The organism is Streptomyces aurantiogriseus (assembly GCF_014649375.1).
Lineage (GTDB): Bacteria > Actinomycetota > Actinomycetes > Streptomycetales > Streptomycetaceae > Streptomyces > Streptomyces aurantiogriseus.
Map to the genome: position 1 here is coordinate 1 of NZ_BMSX01000025.1, position 20,399 is coordinate 20,399.

At 72.9% G+C, this 20,399-nt stretch carries 11 protein-coding genes; 8 read left to right on the top strand and 3 right to left on the bottom strand.

All coding sequences use genetic code 11. The features are described 5' to 3' along the window. The first annotated feature begins 63 nt into the window (after nucleotides 1-63). The 4 genes from IE263_RS38460 to moeZ all read left to right on the top strand — a co-directional run bounded on the left by IE263_RS38460 (nucleotide 64) and on the right by moeZ (nucleotide 4,556). Nucleotides 64-1,329, top strand: coding sequence for a hypothetical protein (locus IE263_RS38460; RefSeq protein WP_373312238.1), 1,266 nt, complete (start codon nucleotides 64-66; stop codon nucleotides 1,327-1,329). Nucleotides 1,330-1,605: 276 nt separating this feature from the next. Further along, the gene (locus IE263_RS38465) at nucleotides 1,606-2,568 is read left to right on the top strand and encodes an NAD-dependent epimerase/dehydratase family protein (RefSeq protein ID WP_189942736.1); all 963 of its coding nucleotides are present in this window, start codon (nucleotides 1,606-1,608) and stop codon (nucleotides 2,566-2,568) included. After that, entirely contained in the window at nucleotides 2,556-3,314 is a 759-nt protein-coding gene (locus IE263_RS38470; protein ID WP_189942737.1) for a spherulation-specific family 4 protein, read from the top strand. The genes IE263_RS38465 and IE263_RS38470 overlap by 13 nt, the downstream gene beginning before the upstream one ends. Before the next feature lie 63 nt (nucleotides 3,315-3,377). After that, nucleotides 3,378-4,556: an adenylyltransferase/sulfurtransferase MoeZ gene (moeZ, locus tag IE263_RS38475; RefSeq protein ID WP_189942738.1), complete on the top strand. Its 1,179-nt coding sequence runs from the start codon at nucleotides 3,378-3,380 to the stop codon at nucleotides 4,554-4,556. A gap of 65 nt (nucleotides 4,557-4,621) precedes the next feature. On the opposite strand, the gene IE263_RS38480 is transcribed toward moeZ, so the two are convergent. From IE263_RS38480 to IE263_RS38490, 3 genes are all read right to left on the bottom strand, one after another. After that, nucleotides 4,622-6,187 (bottom strand): alpha/beta hydrolase, encoded by a 1,566-nt coding sequence (locus IE263_RS38480; RefSeq protein ID WP_189942739.1) that lies wholly within the window; start codon nucleotides 6,185-6,187, stop codon nucleotides 4,622-4,624. A gap of 137 nt (nucleotides 6,188-6,324) precedes the next feature. After that, on the bottom strand, nucleotides 6,325-7,884 hold the full coding sequence (locus tag IE263_RS38485) for an alpha/beta hydrolase (protein ID WP_189942740.1): 1,560 nt from the start codon (nucleotides 7,882-7,884) through the stop codon (nucleotides 6,325-6,327). A gap of 74 nt (nucleotides 7,885-7,958) precedes the next feature. After that, nucleotides 7,959-10,664 carry a lysylphosphatidylglycerol synthase transmembrane domain-containing protein gene (locus IE263_RS38490; RefSeq protein ID WP_189942741.1) on the bottom strand — a complete coding sequence of 902 codons (2,706 nt, stop codon included), beginning with the start codon at nucleotides 10,662-10,664 and terminating at the stop codon, nucleotides 7,959-7,961. A 186-nt stretch (nucleotides 10,665-10,850) separates the two neighbouring features. On the opposite strand from IE263_RS38490, the gene IE263_RS38495 reads away from it, so the two are divergent. From IE263_RS38495 to IE263_RS38510, 4 genes are all read left to right on the top strand, one after another. Next, nucleotides 10,851-11,291: an MGMT family protein gene (locus IE263_RS38495; RefSeq protein WP_189942742.1), complete on the top strand. Its 441-nt coding sequence runs from the start codon at nucleotides 10,851-10,853 to the stop codon at nucleotides 11,289-11,291. Between the two features lie 320 nt (nucleotides 11,292-11,611). Continuing rightward, nucleotides 11,612-15,211 (top strand): ATP-dependent helicase, encoded by a 3,600-nt coding sequence (locus IE263_RS38500; protein ID WP_189942743.1) that lies wholly within the window; start codon nucleotides 11,612-11,614, stop codon nucleotides 15,209-15,211. Between the two features lie 105 nt (nucleotides 15,212-15,316). Further along, the gene (locus IE263_RS38505; RefSeq protein ID WP_189942744.1) at nucleotides 15,317-18,919 is read left to right on the top strand and encodes an ATP-dependent helicase; all 3,603 of its coding nucleotides are present in this window, start codon (nucleotides 15,317-15,319) and stop codon (nucleotides 18,917-18,919) included. A gap of 10 nt (nucleotides 18,920-18,929) precedes the next feature. Further along, nucleotides 18,930-20,342, top strand: a complete 1,413-nt coding sequence (locus tag IE263_RS38510; protein WP_189942745.1) for a dipeptidase — start codon at nucleotides 18,930-18,932, stop codon at nucleotides 20,340-20,342. The last annotated feature ends 57 nt before the right edge of the window (nucleotides 20,343-20,399 follow it).

Sequence of the window (20,399 nt, forward strand, 5' to 3'; positions counted from 1 at the left end):
GGCGGGGAGCGGGGTGTCGGTGACGTGTTTGCAGGTGGGGGCGGGGAGCGGGGTGTCGGCGACGTGTTTGCAGGTGAGGGTGCGGAGCAGGGTGTCGGTGACGCGTCTTCGGGTGACGGCTGGGAGCGTGGTGCCGGTGACGCGTCTCCGGGCGAGGGCCTGGAGGTGTCCTCCGGCACCGGCCCGGACGCCGACGCACCGTCTGCCGCCTCACCCCACAAGCCCCCCACCCCCCGCCGAGGTGCCGTCGACCCGGTGAAGGCCCTGATGCACCGCCACCGCGAACTGTGCGAGCGGGCCGTCGACCCCCTGGAAATCGCGGCCGGTCTGGAGGCCCACGGTGTCACCGACCGGACCGCCGCCCGTTTTCGGCACCGGGACGTCTTCTCCCTGGCGGAGGAGATGTACGCCCGCGTTCCGCGCGACGCCGACACACCCCCGCGCCCGGCTCCGTCCGCTGCGATCCCGTCGGCCCGCCCGGACTGGGCGCTGCTCACCCTGCTGCCGGGCGCCCTGTACGCCGCGACCGTCACCGGCCTCCATCTCACCCAGGGCCGGGCGCGCTTCTTCGTCGTGACCGGGGGCGTCCTCGCCGTGGTCCTCGCCGTGCGGGCGGCCCTCCGACGGGGTCCATTGAGCCTGCGGGGCCGCACGCACTCCGGCGCGTACCGAACCGGCTGGACCTGTTGGCTCCTCGCCTACGCGGTCCTCGGCGACGGCCTCCTGCGCGCCGCCACCGACGGCGGCCCCGACGGCCTGCCCACCGTGACGCCGCACGGTCCCTGGCCCCTCGCCGCCGCGCCCCTGCTCGCCCTCGCCCTGGCCTGCGTGCCCGCCGCCTGGAGCGCGCACCTCCTCGCCGTACGCGTCGGGCGCCGGCTGAACGCCAGCCGGCGCCTGGAGGAGTTCGCCGCCTCCGTACCGCCGCTGCTGCTCGGCACGTTCGCCCTCTTCCTGTGCTCGCTCGCGGCACTGACCGGAGTGTGCGCGGCGGCCCTGGACGAGCCCGCCGGGTATGCGCAGACCCTCACCCTGGGCGCCCTCCTCTTCCTCGCCCGCCTCCTTGCCGTGCACGGCTTCAGCCACGCCCCGGCGCTCGCCCTCGGGGCCGCCGGCGCCGTGGAGGCGATCGCTCTGGCCACCGTCTTCGCGGGCCGCCTGCCCGGCTGTGACGCCCTGGCCACGCCCGTCGACGCACTCGTGGCCGCCTGGGGCCCGGCCGGCGTGCCGGCCCTCGCCTGCGGAGCGGCGGCCCTGATGCTGCTGATCCACGCGACCCGCATGCTGACCAGGGCCTCCGCCCACGCGCGAACGGATCCGCCGTGCTGACGCGGAGCCGCCGCGCCCGGGTCGGCCTCGGCGGCCTGGATCTCCGCCCGCCCCCACCCCGGCGGCCGCCCGCCGCTCGACCACCGCGCGCAGCGCCACCCCCACCGTGCACGGACCGCACGACGCATGCGCTCCTCCACCCACGCAACACCCCCGAAGGAGAAACCAGATGACCACCTCCCGATCCGGAGCGACCGGAGCCACCGGGGCACCCGCGGTCGCAGGAGCCCACGCGGTCACAGGAGCAGCCGCAGCGCACATCCCGGGAGCCGCACGATGAGGGTCCTGCTGATCGGAGCCAACGGTTACCTCGGCCGCTTCGTCGCCGACCGCCTGCTCGCCGACCCGGCCGTCCAGCTCACCGCGCTGGGCCGTGGCGACGACGCCGACGTCCGCTTCGACCTCGCGACCGGCAGCCCCGGCGCACTCACCCGCTTCCTCGACGCGGTCCACCCCCAGGTCGTCGTCAACTGCGCGGGCGCCACCCGTGGCGGTGCCCGGGAACTCACCCGGCACAACACCGTCGCCGTCGCCACCGTCTGCGAGGCCCTGCGCCGCAGCGGCTGCGGCGCCCGTCTGGTGCAGATCGGCTGCGGCGCCGAGTACGGCCCCAGCCAGCCCGGCTCCTCCACGGCGGAGGACGCCGTCCCGCGCCCCGGCGGCCCGTACGGCGTCAGCAAGCTAGCCGCCACGGAACTGGTCCTCGGGTCGGGTCTGGACGCCGTGGTGCTCCGGGTCTTCTCGCCGGCCGGTCCCGGCACACCCGCCGGTTCCCCGCTCGGGCGGCTCGCCGAGGCCATGCGCCGAGCGATGCAGTCCGGCGACGGCGAGCTCAAACTCGGCGGCCTGGGCGCCCAGCGCGACTTCGTCGACGTCCGTGACGTCGCCCGCGCCGTGCACGCCGCCTCGCTCTCTGCCGCGCAGGGCGTCATCAACATCGGCTCCGGCCGCGCCGTCCGTCTGCGCGACGCCGCCGCGATCCTCGCGCGCGTGGCCGGATACGGCGGCGCCCTCCACGAACTCGACGGCCCGCCCGGCGCCCACCTCCGGCCGGCCATCGGGCACCCCCGTGTCGACTCCGACCACACCGCCCCGGTCGCGTACCCGTACCCGGACGGCTGCGGCAGCTGGCAGCAGGCCGACGTGCGCACCGCCCGCGACCGGCTCGGCTGGCGGCCCCGGATCAACCTGGAGGAGTCCCTCGCCGACATCTGGATGGAGGCGGCGTGTCGTATCTGACGGGCACGCCGGCGGGCACCGCGAGCGCCGGGACGACCGACGTCCGCACCGGTCTCGGCGTCCCCGGCCTCGCGCACCCCCTCGTCGCGCCGGCCGAATGGGGCGAACTCACCCGTCCCGGCCGGCCTGTGCACTGGGCCGTCCTGGACGTCGCCGCCGGACCCGGCACCCGCCCCGACCCGCACTGCCTGCAAGCCGCAGGCCGGCTCCGCACCGCGGGCGTCCGCGTCCTCGGCCGTCTGGACCTCGCCCATGGCGCCCGCCCGTTCGCCGAGGTGATCTCCGACGCGAGCCGGTACGTCGACTGGTACCAGGTCGACGGCTTCCTCCTGGACCGCTGCCCGGCCGACCGCGCCGCGCTCCCCGAGGTCCGCCGCACCGTCGGCACGCTGCGCACGCTGCGTGCCGCGCCCCACATCGTCCTCGGCCACGGCACCCACCCGTACCCCGGCTACGCCGAGAACGCCGACCAGCTCGTCACCTTCTCCGGCCCCTGGAGCGACTACCGCTGGTCGCAGGCGGCCGGCTGGACCGCCGCCCACCCGCCCGAGCGCTTCTGCCACTTGGTGCACGGCGTGCCCCGCGGCCACCTGGAGGAGGCGCTGCGCATCGCCCGCTGGCAGGGCGCGGCGACGATCTGGTTCACCGACCGCCAGGACCGCGGCGGTCTGCTCGACCCCTGGGAGACCATGCCCGACTACTGGGACGAAATCGTCTCGCGGATCGGAACGGGTGTCTCGGAATGAAGATGGCCATGGCAGTGTTACAGGGAGAACAACTGTAGTGATTGACCGACCAACGGAGTCCCCGTGTCGCTGCCACCCCTGGTCGAGCCCGCCTCCGAGCTCACCGTAGACGAGGTCCGCAGGTACTCCCGCCACCTGATCATCCCCGACGTCGGGATGGACGGGCAGAAGCGGCTGAAGAACGCCAAGGTGCTCTGTGTCGGCGCCGGCGGCCTGGGCTCGCCGGCGCTGATGTACCTGGCCGCCGCAGGCGTGGGCACGCTCGGCATCGTGGAGTTCGACGAGGTCGACGAGTCGAACCTGCAGCGCCAGATCATCCACAGCCAGGCCGACATCGGCCGCTCCAAGGCCGAGTCCGCGCGGGACAGCGTCAAGGGCATCAACCCGTACGTGAACGTGATCCTTCACGAGGAGCGGCTCGAGGCCGACAACGTGATGGACATCTTCAGCCAGTACGACCTGATCGTCGACGGCACGGACAACTTCGCGACCCGCTACCTGGTCAACGACGCGTGCGTGCTGCTGAACAAGCCGTACGTGTGGGGCTCGATCTACCGCTTCGACGGCCAGGCCTCCGTCTTCTGGTCGGAGCACGGTCCCTGCTACCGCTGCCTCTACCCGGAGCCCCCGCCCCCCGGCATGGTCCCCTCCTGCGCCGAGGGCGGCGTCCTGGGCGTGCTGTGCGCGTCCATCGGCTCCATCCAGGTCACCGAGGCGATCAAGGTCCTCACCGGCACCGGTGAGCCGCTGGTCGGCCGCCTGATGATCTACGACGCCCTGGAGATGCAGTACCGCCAGGTCAAGGTCCGCAAGGACCCGAACTGCGCGGTCTGCGGCGAGAACCCGACCGTCACCGAGCTCATCGACTACGAGGCCTTCTGCGGCGTCGTCTCCGAGGAGGCCCAGGAGGCGGCCGCGGGCTCGACGATCACTCCCAAGCAGCTCAAGGAGTGGATCGACGACGGCGAGAACATCGAGATCATCGACGTCCGCGAGCCGAACGAGTACGAGATCGTCTCCATCCCGGGCGCCAGGCTGATCCCGAAGAACGAGTTCCTGCTGGGCACCGCGCTGGAGGGGCTGCCCCAGGACAAGAAGATCGTCTTGCACTGCAAGACGGGTGTCCGCAGTGCGGAAGTCCTCGCGGTCCTGAAGTCCGCGGGCTTCGCGGACGCCGTCCACGTCGGTGGCGGTGTGATCGGCTGGGTCAACCAGATCGAGCCCAGCAAGCCGGTCTACTGAGCCGACCTGCCTGCCCGGACGGCGGGGGCTTCGCGCACCACCGGTGCCCGGAGCCCCCGCCGTCGTCATGAGCAGACCGTGCCGTCCTTCGGCACCGTGCCGTTCAGCAGGTAGCCGTCCACCGCCGAGTCGACGCAGTCGCTCCCGCTCCCGTACGCACCGTGCCCCTCGCCCTTCCAGGTGAGCAGCACCCCGACACCCTTGCCCAGCTCGTCCGCCATCTTCCGTGCGCCCTCGTACGGCGTCGCCGGGTCGCCGGTGTTGCCGACCAGCAGGATCGGCGCCGCGCCCGCCGCGTTCACCTCCGGGGTGTCGAACTGGCCGGCGACCGGCCAGTCGTGGCACCAGCCGGCCGTGTCCCAGCCCAGGAAAGTGCCGAACACGGGCGAGATCTTCTCGAACTCCGGCAGCAGCTTCTTCGTCTCCTCCAGCGTCGGCCGCTGCTTGTCGTCCAAGCACGATATGACGCGCTGGGAGTGGGTCGTCGTGCCGTAGTGCCCCGAGGAGTCCCGCTCGTTGTAGGCGTCGGCGAGCGTCAGCAGCTCGGAGCCGTCCCCCTGCTCGGCCGACTGCAGGGCGCTGGTCAGACTGGGCCAGCCCTCCTGGCTGTACAGCGGCAGGACGATGCCGGTGACCGCGAGCGTCTGTGTGAGCCTGCGTCCGGACGACGTCGGCAGCGGATTCGCGTCGATCCGTTTCAGCAGGTCCGCGATCTTCGCGCTGCCCTCCTCGGGGTCCTGGCCGGTCGACTTCAGGTAGTTGTCGAGCGCCAGCTGGAAGCCCTTCGCCTGGTTCTTCGCGTGGCCCACCGAGTCGGCGCTGGGATCGACCACCGCGTCGAGGATCAGCCGCCCCACGTTCTTCGGGAACAGGTGGGCGTACACGCCGCCGAGTTCGGTGCCGTAGGAGATGCCGAAGTAGTGCAGCTTCGTGTCGCCGAGGACCTGGCGCATCAGATCCATGTCGCGGGCGGTGTCGGTGGTCGAGACGTGCGCCATCAGCGGGCCGGCCGCCTTCTCGCAGCCCTGGCCGAAGTCGGCGGCGTCCTTGAGGTACGTCTGCTCCTCGGAGGAGGTGTCCGGGGTGGAGTCGACGGACTCGGCGGCCTGGATCGCCCTGTCGCTGCGGCAGCGGACGCCCTCGCTGGCGCCGACGCCGCGCGGGTCCCAGCTCACGAGGTCGTAGCGCTCGCGCAGCGAGGAGACCGTGGAGCCGTAGGCCGGCAGTGTCGACACGCCCGAGCCGCCGGGGCCGCCGAAGTTGAACAGCAGCGAGCCGATCCGCTTGCTCCCGGAGCCACCGGCCTTGGCACGGACCAGCGCGAGGTCGATCGTGTCGCCGTCCGGCTTCGACCAGTCCAGCGGCGCCTTCAGCGTGGCGCACTGCCACTCGCTGCTCGGCGCGGGCGAGTCCGAGGTCTCCTTGCAGCGCCCCCAGTCGAGCTTCTGTCCGGTCAGCGAGGCGGGCAGGGCCTTCGGCGCGCCCGTCGTCGCGGGGGAGCCGGCCGACGGCCGCGCGTCCGCCGTACTCCCCTTGCCGTCCTCGCCCCCGTCCGACGTGCCGCTGCTGCAGCCCGCCACCAGCAGCGCGGCGGCGGCACCCAGTGCCGTCCACCGTACGAATCGCGCCATGTGCACTCCCCCTCGCGGACCGTCCGCATCGGGCGGCGGACGGCTGTCCTGCCATAGTAGGCAGATCAAGCCGCGCCCGTTCGGGCCTGTGGATAACCGTTTGACCTGCGAGTTTGTCAGGCAGGGGAAGAGATGTGTCAGGAGCAGACCGTCCCCGTGGCCGGCACCTTCCCGTCCAGCAGGTAGCCGTGCACCGCCGACTGCACACACTTGTTCTTGCTGGCGTACGCCCCGTGCCCCTGCCCCTTGAACGTCAGCTCCACCCCGACGCCCTTGCCCAGCGCGGCCACCATCCTGCGCGCCCCCTCGTACGGGGTCGCCGGGTCGCCGGTGTTGCCGATGACGAGGATCGGCGCCGCCCCGGGCGCCCGCACGTCGGGATGCTCGGCGGCGCCCGGCACGGCCCAGTCGGTGCAGCTGAGCATGCCCCAGGCCAGGAAGTCCCCGAACAGGGGCGAGGCGGACCGGAACTCGGGCAGCCTTCTCTCCACATGGTCGACGGAGTAGCGGGGCTTGTCGTCCGAGCAGTTGATGGAGGCGTTGGCCGCGGCGATGTTGCTGTACTCGCCGTTCTCACTGCGCCCGTTCATCGAGTCGGACAGCAGCATCAGGATCCTGCCGTCGCCGGCGTAGGCCTGCTCCAGGCCCTCGGTGAGGTACTCCCAGAAGTCCTGCGAGTACAGCGCCTGCGCGATGCCGTTGGTCGCGGCGCTCTGGGTCAGCTCGCGCGGGAAGATGCCCGGGATCGGCTTGCTGTCGAGGTCCCTCAGCAGCTTGGCGATGCGGTCCTTCACGTCCTGCGGGGTGTCGCCGACGGGACAGCCCTCGGTCTTCGACGCGCAGTCCTCCGCGAAGTTGTCGAGCGCGAGCTGGAACCCCCTGGCCTGCCCGAGCGCGCCCTGCTCGGGCGTCTGCGTGGGGTCGACGACCGCGTCGAAGACGGCCCGCCCGACGTTCCGGGGGAACAAGTGGGCGTACACGCCGCCCAGTTCGGTGCCGTAGGAGATGCCGAAGTAGTGCAGCTTCGTGTCGCCGAGGACCCGGCGCATCAGGTCCATGTCACGGGCCGCGTCGGTGGTGCGCACATGCGGCAGCATCCTCTTCGAGTTGTCCTCGCAGGCCTCGTTGAACTCCTCCGTGTTGTCCAGGAACGTCGTGCGCTCGGCGGAGTCGTCGGGGGTCATGTCCTGCTGGAAGTGGGCGTCGAGCTGCTGGTCGTTCTCGCAGCGGACGGGGGCGCTGCGGCCGACCCCGCGCGGGTCGAAGCTCACCAGGTCGTAGCGGGTGCGCAGGGCCGCGTAGTCCTCGCCGAACGCGGGCAGCGTGGTGACGCCGGAGCCGCCCGGGCCGCCGAAGTTGAACAGCAGCGAGCCGATCCGTCTGCTCTCCGCACCACTGGCCTTCGCCCGGATCAGCGCGATGCCGATCGTGTCGCCCTCGGGGTCGTCCCAGTCCAGGGGTGCCTTCATGGTGGCGCACTGCCACTCGTCGCCGTTCGCCAGGGGGGACGGCGGGCTGCCGCCGCCCTCCGCCTGGGACGGGGTGGGGCAGCCCTTCCAGTCCAGCTTCTGTGCCGTCAGATCCTCGTCCCCGGAATCGTCGCTGCAGCCGGCCACCAGCGACCACAGCAGGACGGCGGTCGCGGTCAGGGCGGCGGCGCGCAGGCGGGCGGCGCGCAGGCGGGAGGGGCTGGGCATGATCCCATCCTGGGGTCGCGGCCGCCCACGCGCGCGGGGCGCGGTCCGTACGAGGTACGGCCGCTCTGGCGTCTCTAGAGGGCGCCCTTGCGTGTCAGGTGGTTGAAGGCCAGCCAGCCCGGCAGCACCGGCAGCCACAGCGTCAGCAGCCGGAACAGCAGTACCGCGGGAGCGGCGACCTCCTTGGGCAGGCCGACGGCGATCAGACCGACCGTCAGGGTCGCCTCGACCGCGCCGACACCGCCCGGCGTCGGCGCGGCGGAGCCGAGCGCGTTGCCGGCGAGGAAGACGACGGCGACGCTGGCGATGCTGATCGAGGTCGTCTCGTCGCCGAACGCGCGGATCGACGCGTCCAGGCACATCACGAAGCAGGCCGTCAGCAGCAGCATGCCGCCGATGCCGGTGACCAGCTTCTGCGGGCGCTGGAGCACGTCCAGCATGCGCGGTACGACACCCGCGAAGAGCGACCTCACGCGCGTGACGACGAATTTCCGCAGGAACGGCACCGAGGTCACCACAAGCACGAGTACCGCCACCGTCAGCAGGCCCGCGATGACCGTGCGGGACGGCGACAGCGACGGCGTCTTCTCGGTGCCGGTCAGATAGCCGAAGGACAGCAGCATCACGATGTGGCAGCCGAGCCCGAACAGCTGCGAGGCGCCCACGCTCGCCACGGCGAGCCCCGGCCGTACTCCCGATCGCTGCAGGAAGCGTGTGTTGAGGGCGACGCCGCCGACCGCGGCCGGGGCCACGATCTTCACGAACGACCCGGCGACCTGCGCCGCCACGGTCCGTGGGAAGGGCACCCGCTCCGGCACGAATCCCAGCAGGCTCATCGCCGCGGCGACGTAGCTCAGCGCCGAGAACAGCACCGCCGCGGCGACCCAGCCCCACTCGGCGTTGGCGATCAGCGGGCCGAACTCGATGTGGGTGAGCTGCGTCAGCAGGAAGTACGCGCCGATGGCGCCGGCGATGAAGCTGATCAGGGTGCGTGGCCGCACCCGCTCCAGCCGGGCCGGCTCGACCGGCGCCTGGGGCCGGATCCGCAGCACCTCGTGCCGGATCTGCGTCAGCAGATCCTCCTCGCGGGCTTCCTCCAGTGCCTCGTCGATGGCACGCTTCTCGGCCCGTGTCTCCGCGCGGACGGCCTTCTTGTCGGGCTTGTCGAGGGCCGGTTCCGCCTCGGGTCCGGTCGCCTCCTGGCGTGCCTGCTTGGCCTGCCGGGAGGCCTCCAGGACCGCCTCGCGTTCGCGCTCTGCCCGCTCCCGGGCCAGTCTGCGCAACGTCGCGCGCGTGGAGCGGCTCAACGCGATGGGCTGCAGCATCGGCAGACAGTCCGCCACGGCGTCGGGGCCGAGCACGCTCACCGCCGAGGCGACGGCACGCTCGGCGCCCACCCGCAGTCCGAGCGTCACGAGCAGCTGGGAGGTGTCCATGCGCAGCAACAGGTCACCGGCGGCGATCTCGCCGACGCGCAGATCGGTGAGGATCACGGTGCCGGAACGATCCACCAGTACCGCGTCACCCACCAGCCTGCGGTGCGCGATGCGCCGGGACTGCAGGGCGCGTACCTGGTGCCAGGTGTCCCGCAGCAGTTCGTCGGTGATGTCCTCGTCCGGCAGCGAGTCCAGGGTGCGGCCCCCGCTGTGCTCGTAGACGAGCATCACGGCGTCGGGACCGAGTTCGGAGGTCGCGATCAGCTTGGGCGCGTTGGCCCCGGCCGCGATGGCCGCGTAGGCGAGCAGCGCCTCCTGCTCCAGCGCCTGGCGCAGCGACTGCAGGCTGCTGCGGGTGGCGAAGCCGCGCAGGGTCAGATTGCGCCACGCGCGGTAGAAGAAGCCCTGTGCCTGCTGCTCGCGGTCGACCACCGTGACGTCCAGCGGCGGACCGTCCTCCAGGGTGACGAAGTAGCGCCGGCCCCGGTCGCCGGTCTCCGGCGTGTCCGAGGCCTCCTCGCGGGCCGCGCTCACTGGGCGGAAGCCGACGTGCCGCAGACCCGCCATCAGCGTCCGTCCCGTGGGACGGACGTTCGGCGAGCCGACCGCGTACAGCGTTCCGTAGGCCACCATCCAGCCGATCAGCACCGTCAGGATGATCGAGAACGGTGTCGTGTAGCCGGTGACGAGCATCGAGAACGCGTCGAGGAGCAGCACGATCCACAGCACCGCGCGCCATCGTGGCCGGCGTGACATGCCGACGGCCGTCATGTACGCGATGACCGGGGCGAGGTAGCCGTGCACGGGATCGGTGAGGGCGTTGAGGTCGCTGGGAGAGGGCTGGGTAAGCGCATCCTGGATCGACTCGGGGGCGGCCTTGGCCACCCACAGGTCGGTGGCGAGGGTCACCCCGTGCGCGAGGACCGCCGCGAGAACGCCGTCGGCGATGCGCAGCCCGTCCCGTTTGATCAGCCGCTCGATGGCGAACGCCACCGGCACCAGCAGGATCGCGATGCTGGACGCGAGCCCCGCGATCTTGATGAGGAGGTCGGGTGCCTGCCCGGTGCCCTTGTTGATGTCCTGTTCCAGGCCCGAGGTCGTCCCGTGCGCAAAGGCGGCGATGGCCAGCAGCACGATGACCGCGAGCACGCCCACCAGCAGTCGCATCAGGTCGGAGGGGCGGTGCACGCGCGCGGGAAGCAGCGGTTCGTCGCCCTCCACCTCGTCGATGTGCGTCACGTCGACCAGGTCGGAGGCCTGTTCCGCCGCGCGGGCCGTGTCCGGGCGCGACGCAGCGTCAGAGGTGCCCTCCGCGTCCTCGGGGTGCACACCCTGCTGCTTCATCGTCTCTTCTTGATCTCGTATCACCGGTCACCGCCCGCATGATGGTGGCATGCCCCACCGACACACGGGGGCATCAGGGTGCAAACGCGGGGGCGCACAGTCTGCCCGAAGCGCCGCGCGGGGGCGAGGTTCACGCACGGTGGCGGGCCCGTCGCATTGTCGGTGGGGTGGGGCAGGATGGGGCGGATGAGCGAGCAGAGCCTTCCGGACGACGCCCGCCCGGAGTACACGGACGCGCTGCCGGAGTACGCCGAGCGGGTCCTCGACGTCGCCGAGCTGATCCCGCCCGGGCGGGTGATGACGTACGGGGATGTCGCTGAGTGGCTCGGAAATGAGGATAGCGAGCGCGAAGCGCTCTCCGGCAAGGGTGGTGGTGGGAGACGGGTGGGAGGCCCCCGGCAGGTCGGCCGGGTGATGGCCCTCTACGGGGGAGCCGTGCCCTGGTGGCGTGTCGTGCGTGCCGACGGAGTGCTGCTGCCGGGCCACGAGCTGCGGGCCCTGGACCACTACCGCGCCGAGGGTACGCCTCTGAAGGAGGCGAGCAGGGCCGCAGAGGGCCATCTGCCGCGCCTGGACATGAGACGCGCCCGATGGGACGGCGGCGAACACACGGAGGGTCACACCTGACAGCTTCCGCCATCGGACCCGCCCAAGGGGACCCTGTTCCCCGTACGGGGGAAACGGGGCACGTCCGTGACATGGCGTACGTTCGAGAGTCGAGGGGCTCGCGTGGCACGCGGGTCGCACGGGCCGGGAGGGAAGAATCGGAAGCTGCCCTTCCGGGTCGCTCGTCGGCGTAGCGTCGCCGGCACGTGTCCCTCTCATCCCACAACCACCGCCCTCCACGAGCGGTGCTCCTCCGACCCACCATCCGACCACCACCCCGCGACGACGGCGCGCCGCGCCGGCAGTGACGACTTGCACACCCACCAGGACCGGCGAACCACGTGAGCTCCTCTTTCTCCACCAGGCGCCTGTCGCCCCCGCAGGGGCGACAGGGGAGCCGTGGCGCTTACCGACTGGTACGTACCCCGCCGGCCCGGGTGGTCCCCCCTCGTCTGGACGCCGCACAGCGCTCCGTGGTTGACCACGCCACCGGCCCCCTTCTCGTCCTCGCGGGCCCCGGCACCGGAAAGACCACGACCCTCGTCGAGTCCGTGGCGGCCCGCGTCGCCCGTGGCGGCGACCCCGCGCGCATCCTGGTCCTCACCTTCAGCCGCAAGGCCGCCGTCGAGCTGCGCGACCGCATGGCCCTGCGCATGGGCGCCGCCCGCGCGCCCCAGGCGACCACCTTCCATTCGTACTGCTACGCCCTGGTCCGCGCCCACCAGGACAGCGACCTGTTCGTCGAGCCGCTGCGGCTGCTGTCCGGCCCCGAGCAGGACGTGGCCGTCCGCGAACTGCTCGCCGGCCAGCTCGACCTGCAACGGCTCGGCCTCGCGCACGTGCGCTGGCCGGACGACCTGCGCGCCTGCCTCACCACACGCGGCTTCGCCGACGAGGTCCGCGCGGTGCTCGCCCGCAGCCGCGAACTGGGCCTGGGCCCCGAGGCCCTCGACGCCTTCGCGCGCCGCATCGGCCGTCCCGACTGGCGCGCCGCGGCCACCTTCCTCGCCGAGTACCTCGACGTCCTCGACCTGCACGGCGTGATCGACTACGCGGAACTCGTCCACCGCGCGGTCCTCCTCGCCCGCCGCCCCGAGGCCGCCGAGCGGCTCGCCGCCCAGTACGACGCCGTCTACGTCGACGAGTACCAGGACACCGACCCGGCCCAGGTACGGCTCCTGCACGCCCTCGCCGGCGGCGGTCGCACCCTGGTCGCCTTCGGCGACCCCGACCAGTCGATCTACGCCTTCCGGGGCGCCGACGTGAACGGCATCCTGGAGTTCCCGCGCGCCTTCCCACGCCCCGACGGCCGCCCGGCCCCCGTCGAGGTCCTGCGCACCTCCCGCCGCTCCGGCGCCGCCCTGCTCGCCGCGACCCGGCTGCTGACCCAGCGCATGCCGCTGACCCGCCTGCCCGCGGAGAAGGTCCGCGCTCACCGCGACCTCGCCCCGGTGCGCGACGGCGGCCGCGTCGAGGTCTACACGTACCCGACGCCCGGCACCGAGCTGGACAACATCGCCGACATCCTGCGCAGGGCGCACCTGGAGGACGGCGTCCCCTGGCGCGAGATGGCCGTCCTGGTCCGCGCCGGCTCCCGCACGATCCCTACGGTCCGCCGCGCCCTCACGGCCGCCGGCGTCCCACTCGACATCGACGGTGACGACCTGCCGTTGCGGCACGAACCGGCGGTGGCGCCGCTGCTGACGGCGCTGAGGGCGGTGGCTGCGGCGGAGGCGGCGGCTACGGCGGCGGAGGCGGACGTACGGCCGGAGGAGGCGGTACGGGCGGGGGAGGCGGACGTACGGCCGGAGGAGGGGGTACGGGCGGAGGAGGGCGCCGAGGCTGCCGCAGTCCCTGCGGGGGATGGCACTGGAGCTGCTGCCGTCCCTGCGGAGGGGGGCGCAGAGGCTGCTGCCGTCCCTGCGGAGGGGGGCGCAGAGGCTGCTGCCGTCCCTGCGAAGGAAGGCGCCGAGGGTGTCGTCGTCCCCGGGGAGGAGAGTGCCGGTTCCGCCGCTGACGCAGGGGACGAGGGCCCCGGTCCCGCCGCCGCAGGCCCCTGCTGGCTCGACACCGAAACCGCTCTCACCCTCCTCGCCTCCCCCCTCGCTGGCATGGACGCCGCAGACCTGCGCCGCCTCGGACGCGCCCTGCGCGAGGAGGAACGGGCCGCGGGCAACCCGCTGCCGCCGCCCTCGGACGAGCTGCTCGCGCGGGCGCTTGCCGAGCCGGAGCGCCTGGTCACGCACGACCCGACGTACGCGCGCGGTGCCCAGCGTCTCGGCGCGCTGCTGCGGAAGGCCCGTGAGCGGCTCGCGGGCGGCGGTACGGCCGAGGAGGCGCTGTGGGACCTGTGGGAAGGCACGCCCTGGCCCACGCGTCTGGAACGGACCACCCGGCGCGGCGGCGCGGCCGGCCGCAACGCCGACCGCGACCTGGACGCCGTCTGCGCGCTGTTCGCCACCGCCGCGCGCGCGGAGGAGCGCACCGGCGGCCGCGGTGCCCTGAACTTCCTCGCCGAGATCGAGGCCGAGGACATCGCCGCCGACACCCTCACCCGCCGCGCCGTGCGCCCCGACGCCGTACGCCTGATGACCGCGCACCGCGCCAAGGGCCTGGAGTGGAGCCTGGTCGTCGTGGCCGGCGTCCAGGAGGGGCTGTGGCCGGACCTGCGCCGCCGTGGCTCCCTGCTGGAGGCCGACCGCATCGGCCGCGACGGACTCGCCGAACCGCTCACCCCGGGCGCCCTGCTCGCCGAGGAGCGACGCCTGTTCTACGTGGCCGCCACGCGCGCGCGTGAGCGCCTCGTCGTGACGGCGGTCAAGGCGCCCGCCGACGACGGCGACCAGCCGTCCCGCTTCCTCACCGAACTCGGCGTCGAGCCCAGGGACGTCACCGGCCGCCCACGGCGCCCCCTGTCGGTCGCCGCGCTCGTCGCCGAACTGCGGGCCACGACGGTCGACCCGCGCGCGTCCGCCCCCCTCAGGGAGGCCGCCGCCCGCCGCCTCGCCCGCCTCGCCGCCCTCGCCGACGAGGACGGGCGGCCCCTGGTGCCGTCGGCACACCCCTACCGCTGGTGGGGCATGTTCGAGCCGACCGAGAGCAAGGTGCCGCTGCGCAACCGCGACCAGCCCGTCGTGCTCTCCGGCAGCGCCCTCGACCAGCTCGCCAATACCTGCGCCCTGCAGTGGTTCCTGGGGCGCGAGGTCAAGGCCGACGCGCCCGCCACCGCCGCCCAGGGCTTCGGCAACGTCGTGCACGTCCTCGCCGACGAGGTCGCCTCCGGACACACCCCGGCCGACCTGGACGTCCTCATGGAGCGCCTCGACTCCGTGTGGAACGCGCTCGCCTTCGACGCACCCTGGAAGTCGGCGCAGGAGAAGGACAACGCGCGCGTGGCGCTCGAGCGCTTCCTGAAGTGGCACGTCATGGACCGCACGGGCCGCACACCGGTGGCGAGCGAGCACGACTTCGACGTCACCCTCGAGTCCGGCGACTACGAGGTGCGCATCCGCGGCCAGATGGACCGCGTCGAGGCCGACGGCGAGGGCCGCGCCTATGTCGTGGACTTCAAGACCGGCAAACAGGCGCCCACCGCGCGCGAGGTGGAGCGTCACCCCCAGCTCGCCGTGTACCAGCTCGCCGTCCGCGAGGGCGCCGTCGACGAAGCCTTCGACGGCATACGGCCCGAGCCGGGCGGTGCCGAACTCGTCCAGCTGCGCCAGGGCGCCGCCCAGCGGGACGGTGGCGAGAGCCTGCCCAAGGTGCAGGCGCAGGAAGCCCTGGAGGGAGCGGCGGGGGAGTGGATCGGCGAACTGCTCGCCACCGCGGCCGGCAAGGTCCTCGACGAGCGGTTCACGCCGACCGCCGGACAGCACTGCACGCACTGCGCGTTCCGGGCGTCGTGCAGCGCCCGGCCCGAGGGGCGGCACGTCGTGGAGTGAGCACACCGGTGTGACGGACCGCACCACACGTGCTGACCTGCACTTCTTCGAACACGGCGGGTGATTTGTCATCGAGTGTCAGTGCCCGCCGCTAGCCTCTCCGACATGCCCGCCCGTATCACCGATCCCGAGCAGCTCAAGGAGCTCCTCGGGATTCCGTTCACCCCGGAGCAGACGGCCTGCATCATCGCGCCGCCCGCCCCGCAGGTGATCGTGGCCGGAGCCGGGTCGGGCAAGACGACAGTGATGGCCGCGCGCGTGGTGTGGCTGGTCGGCACCGGCCAGGTCGCCCCCGAGCAGGTCCTCGGCCTGACCTTCACCAACAAGGCCGCCGGCGAACTCGCCGAGCGCGTCCGCAAGGCCCTGATCAAGGCGGGCGTCACCGATCCTGACGGCATCGACCCGGACAACCCGCCGGGCGAGCCCGTGATCTCCACGTACCACGCCTTCGCGGGCCGCCTGCTGACCGACCACGGTCTGCGCATCGGCCTGGAGCCGACGTCCCGTCTGCTCGCCGACGCCACCCGCTACCAACTCGCCGCGCGTGTGCTGCGCGAAGCCCCCGGCCCCTATCCGGCGCTCACCCGCTCCTTCGCCGACCTCGTCAGCGACCTCCTCGCCCTCGACGCCGAGCTCGCCGAGCACCTCGTACGCCCCGAGGACCTGCGCGCGTGGGACGCCGGGCTGCTGCGCACCCTGCAGGGCGCCAAGCTCACCAACGCCGACCTGCGCAAAGTGCCCGAGACCGCCGCCGCCCGGCGCGAACTCGCCGACCTCGTCCTGCGCTACCGGACCGTCAAGCGCGAGCGGGACCTGCTCGACTTCGGCGACCAGATCGCCCTGGCGGCGCGGCTCGCCCACATCCCCGAGGTCGGCCGCATCCTGCGCGACGAGTTCCGCGTGGTGCTCCTGGACGAGTACCAGGACACGTCCGTGGCCCAGCGCATCCTCCTCGCCGGCCTGTTCGGCGGCGGGACCGGCCACCCGGTGACCGCCGTCGGCGACCCGTGCCAGGCGATCTACGGCTGGCGCGGCGCCTCCGTCGCCAACCTCGACGACTTCCCCGAGCACTTCGCCCACGCCGACGGCCGCCCCGCCACCCGTCAGGCGCTCAGCGAGAACCGCCGCAGCGGCGGCCGCCTCCTCGACCTCGCCAACGGCCTCGCCGAACCCCTGCGCGCCATGCACGCGGGCGTGGAGGCCCTCCGCCCGGCCCCCGGCGCCGAACGCGACGGCGTGGTCCGCTGCGCCCTCCTGCCCACCCACGCCGAGGAGATCGACTGGATCGCCGACTCCGTCGCCCACCTGGTCAACACCGGCAAGGCGCCCGGCGAGATCGCCGTCCTGTGCCGCACCGCCACCGACTTCGCGGAGATCCAGGGCGCGCTGGTCGCCCGGGACGTCCCCGTCGAGGTGGTCGGCCTCTCCGGGCTGCTGCATCTGCCCGAGGTCGCCGACCTCGTCGCCGTCTGCGAGGTCCTCCAGGACCCCGGCGCCAACGCCTCCCTGGTCCGCCTGCTCACCGGCCCGCGCTGGCGCATCGGCCCGCGCGACCTCGCCCTCCTGGGCCGGCGGGCCCGGCTGCTGGTCTCCCACGCGCGCGGGGACGACCCCGACGACCCCGACCGGCGGCTCGCCGAAGCCGTCGAGGGCGTCGACCCGTCCGAGGTGATCTCGCTCGCGGACGCCCTCGACACGTTCCTGGAAACCCCCCTGAACGGAGCCGCAGGGGACGACGACGGGCTGCCCTTCTCCCCCGACGCGCGCGTGCGCTTCGCCCGGCTGGCCGCCGAACTGCGCGACCTGCGCCGCTCCCTGGCCGACCCCCTGGGGGACGTCCTGCACCGCGTTCTCGCCGTCACCGGCCTCGAGGTCGAACTGTCGGCCTCCCCGCACGCCCTCGCCGCCCGCCGCCGCGAAACCCTGTCCAACTTCCTCGACATCGCAGCGTCCTTCGCCGCCAACGAGAACGAGGCGAGCCTGCTCGCCTTCCTCGGCTTCCTGCGCACCGCCGCCCAGTACGAGAAGGGCCTCGACAACGCCCTGCCCGGCGGCGAGAACACCGTGAAAGTGCTCACCGCACACAAGTCCAAGGGCCTCGAATGGGACGTCGTCGCCGTTCCCGGCCTGGTCACCGGCACCTTCCCCAGCGGCCAGGGCCGCGAGAAGTGGACCGCCCAGGCCAAGGTCCTGCCGCACGAACTGCGCGGCGACGCCGACACCCTCCCCGACATCGACGCCTGGGACTCACGGGGCATGAAGGCCTTCCACGAGGCCATGAAGGACCATCAGCACACCGAGGAACTCCGCCTCGGCTACGTCACCTTCACCCGCCCCCGCTCCCTCCTCCTCGGCTCCGGCCACTGGTGGGGCCCCACCCAGAAGAAGCCCCGCGGTCCCTCCGCCTTCCTCCAGGCCCTGTACGACCACTGCGCGGCCGGCCACGGCGAGATCGAGGCCTGGGCGGACGAACCGGAGGAAGGCGCGGAGAACCCCACCCTCCACCGGGCCACCGCCGACCAGGTCTGGCCGCTGCCCCTCGACGACGCCGCCCTGGCACGCCGCCGCGCCGCCGCCCAGACCGTCCTCACCCACCTGGACGACCTCGCCTCCTACAAGGACGACGACCCCGCCGTCACGCACGACCCCCAGACCTACGATGACCCGGACTGGCCGGTGCCACCGGACGAGGACGAGCCCCCACACGACGAGCCGCCGTACGACGAAGCCCCCTACGGGGAGCCGCCGTACGACGAAGCCCCTTACTACGACGAAGCCCCCTACGACGAGTTCCCCTACGACGAAGACGTCTCCTCGCAGGAGGCCTCGCCCGACCGGGACGAGTGGACCCCCACCCGCCCCGCCATCCCCCATCAGGCCAAGGCCCCCGAACCCCCCGCCGCGCGCCCCCACTCACCCGAGCCGCGGCGCACCCCCCTCACCCCCGAGGAGGCCCGCACCGTCGACTCCTGGGACCGCGACCTCGACGCGCTCACCGGAGAGCTCCTGCGCGCCCGGCAGAGCGTCACGGACGTACCCCTGCCGACGACGCTGACCGCGTCGCAACTCCTGCGCCTGGCCGCCGACCCGGACGGCTTCGCGCAGGAACTCGCGCGCCCCATGCCGCGCCCCCCGCAACCGGCCGCGCGCCGGGGCACCCGGTTCCACGCGTGGGTGGAGGCCCGCTTCGAAGAGCTGACCCTGCCCTTTCTGGAGCCGGAGGAACTGCCCGGCGAGAACGCGGAGATCGCCGACGAACGCGACCTGGAGGCCCTCAAGGACGCCTTCGAACGCACCGAGTACGCCCGCCGCACACCCCACCGCGTCGAGGCCCCCTTCCAGATCGCCCTCGCCGGCCGCGTCGTACGAGGCCGTATCGACGCCGTCTACAAGGACGGCGACGGCGAGACGGCGACGTACGAGATCGTCGACTGGAAGACCAACCGGGGCCGCACCGCCGACCCGCTGCAGCTCGCGCTGTACCGGCTCGCCTGGGCCGAGCAGCAGGGCGTGCCCGTGGAATCCGTCACAGCGGCGTTCCTGTACGTACGCACCGGCGAGGTCGTACGCCCCGGCCGTCTGCCCGATCGTGCCGAGCTGGAGCGCCTTTTGACGGACGAAGAGGCCTCTGACGACGGTCACGGGGGGCCGACCGGGCAAGCAAACCGTGCGGAACCGCCCGGCGAGGATGTCAGCGCGGGCCGATAGGCTCGTGACCATGAGCCATCCCGTTGACAGTGTGGTCAGCGCCGTCCGCACCTACATCGAGCGCCACCGCGCCGCCTTCCTCGACGACCTCACCGAGTGGCTGCGCATCCCGTCCGTGTCGGCTCAGCCCGACCACGCGCCCGACGTACACCGCAGCGCCGACTGGCTCGCCGCCAGGCTCAAGGAGACCGGCTTCCCGACCGCCGAGGTCTGGCAGACCCCCGGCGCGCCCGCCGTCTACGCCGAGTGGCCCTCCGACGATCCGCAGGCACCCACCGTCCTGGTCTACGGCCATCACGACGTGCAGCCCGCCGCCCGCGAGGACGGCTGGGACAGCGACCCCTTCGAACCCGTCGTCCGCGACAACCGCCTCTACGCGCGCGGGGCGGCCGACGACAAGGGCCAGGTGTTCTTCCACACCCTCGGCATCCGCGCCCACCTCGCCGCCACCGGCCGCACCACCCCGGCCGTCACCCTCAAGCTGCTGATCGAAGGCGAGGAGGAGTCCAGCTCCCCACACTTCCGCGCCCTGGTCGAGGAGCACGCCGAGCGGCTCGCCGCCGACGCCGTGATCGTCTCCGACACCGGCATGTGGTCCGAGGACACCCCCACGGTGTGCACAGGCATGCGCGGCCTCGCCGAGTGCGAGATCCGGCTGACCGGCCCCGACCAGGACATCCACTCCGGCTCCTTCGGCGGCGCCGTCCCCAACCCGGCCACCGCCGCAGCCCGCCTCGTCGGCGCCCTGCACGACGAGCACGCGCGCGTGGCGATCCCCGGCTTCTACGACGGCATCGTCGAGCTGACCGACAGCGAGCGCGAGCTCTTCGCCGAGCTGCCCTTCGACGAGGAGCAGTGGCTGCGCACCGCCAAGTCGCACGCCCCCCACGGCGAGACCGGACACACCACCCTGGAGCGCATCTGGGCCCGCCCCACCGCCGAGGTCAACGGCATCGGCGGCGGCTACCAGGGCCCCGGCAGCAAGACGATCATCCCGTCCTCGGCCTTCGTGAAACTGTCCTTCCGGCTGGTCGCCGGCCAGGACCCCGACCACATCGAGAAGGCCGTCCGCAGCTGGGCCGACGAACAGATGCCCGCGGGAATCCGGCACGAGATCACGTTCAGCCCGGCCACGCGCCCCTGCCTGACCCCGCTGGACCACCCGGCGCTGCAGTCCGTGGTCCGCGCCATGGGCCGCGCCTTCGAAGGACCCGTCCGCTTCACCCGCGAGGGCGGCTCGGGACCGGCAGCCGACCTCCAGGAAGTCCTCGGCGCCCCCGTGCTCTTCCTCGGCATCTCCGTCCCCTCGGACGGCTGGCACGCCCCGAACGAGAAGGTCGAGCTGGACCTCCTCCTCAAAGGCGTCGAGACCACCGCGTACCTCTGGAGCGACCTCGCGGAGACCTGGCGCCATGCGCCCTGACGACCCCGCTCGGTCCGGAGCGACACCGCGCGCGGGGCACACTGGAGGCACCGCCCC

Coding starts and splice junctions, on each gene's coding strand:
- IE263_RS38510 (WP_189942745.1), top strand. CDS start 18,930: ATGAGCCATCCCGTTGACAGTGTGGTCAGCGCCGTCCGCACCTACATC.
- IE263_RS38505 (WP_189942744.1), top strand. CDS start 15,317: ATGCCCGCCCGTATCACCGATCCCGAGCAGCTCAAGGAGCTCCTCGGG.
- IE263_RS38490 (WP_189942741.1), bottom strand. CDS start 10,664: ATGAAGCAGCAGGGTGTGCACCCCGAGGACGCGGAGGGCACCTCTGAC.
- IE263_RS38495 (WP_189942742.1), top strand. CDS start 10,851: ATGAGCGAGCAGAGCCTTCCGGACGACGCCCGCCCGGAGTACACGGAC.
- IE263_RS38480 (WP_189942739.1), bottom strand. CDS start 6,187: ATGGCGCGATTCGTACGGTGGACGGCACTGGGTGCCGCCGCCGCGCTG.
- IE263_RS38465 (WP_189942736.1), top strand. CDS start 1,606: ATGAGGGTCCTGCTGATCGGAGCCAACGGTTACCTCGGCCGCTTCGTC.
- IE263_RS38485 (WP_189942740.1), bottom strand. CDS start 7,884: ATGCCCAGCCCCTCCCGCCTGCGCGCCGCCCGCCTGCGCGCCGCCGCC.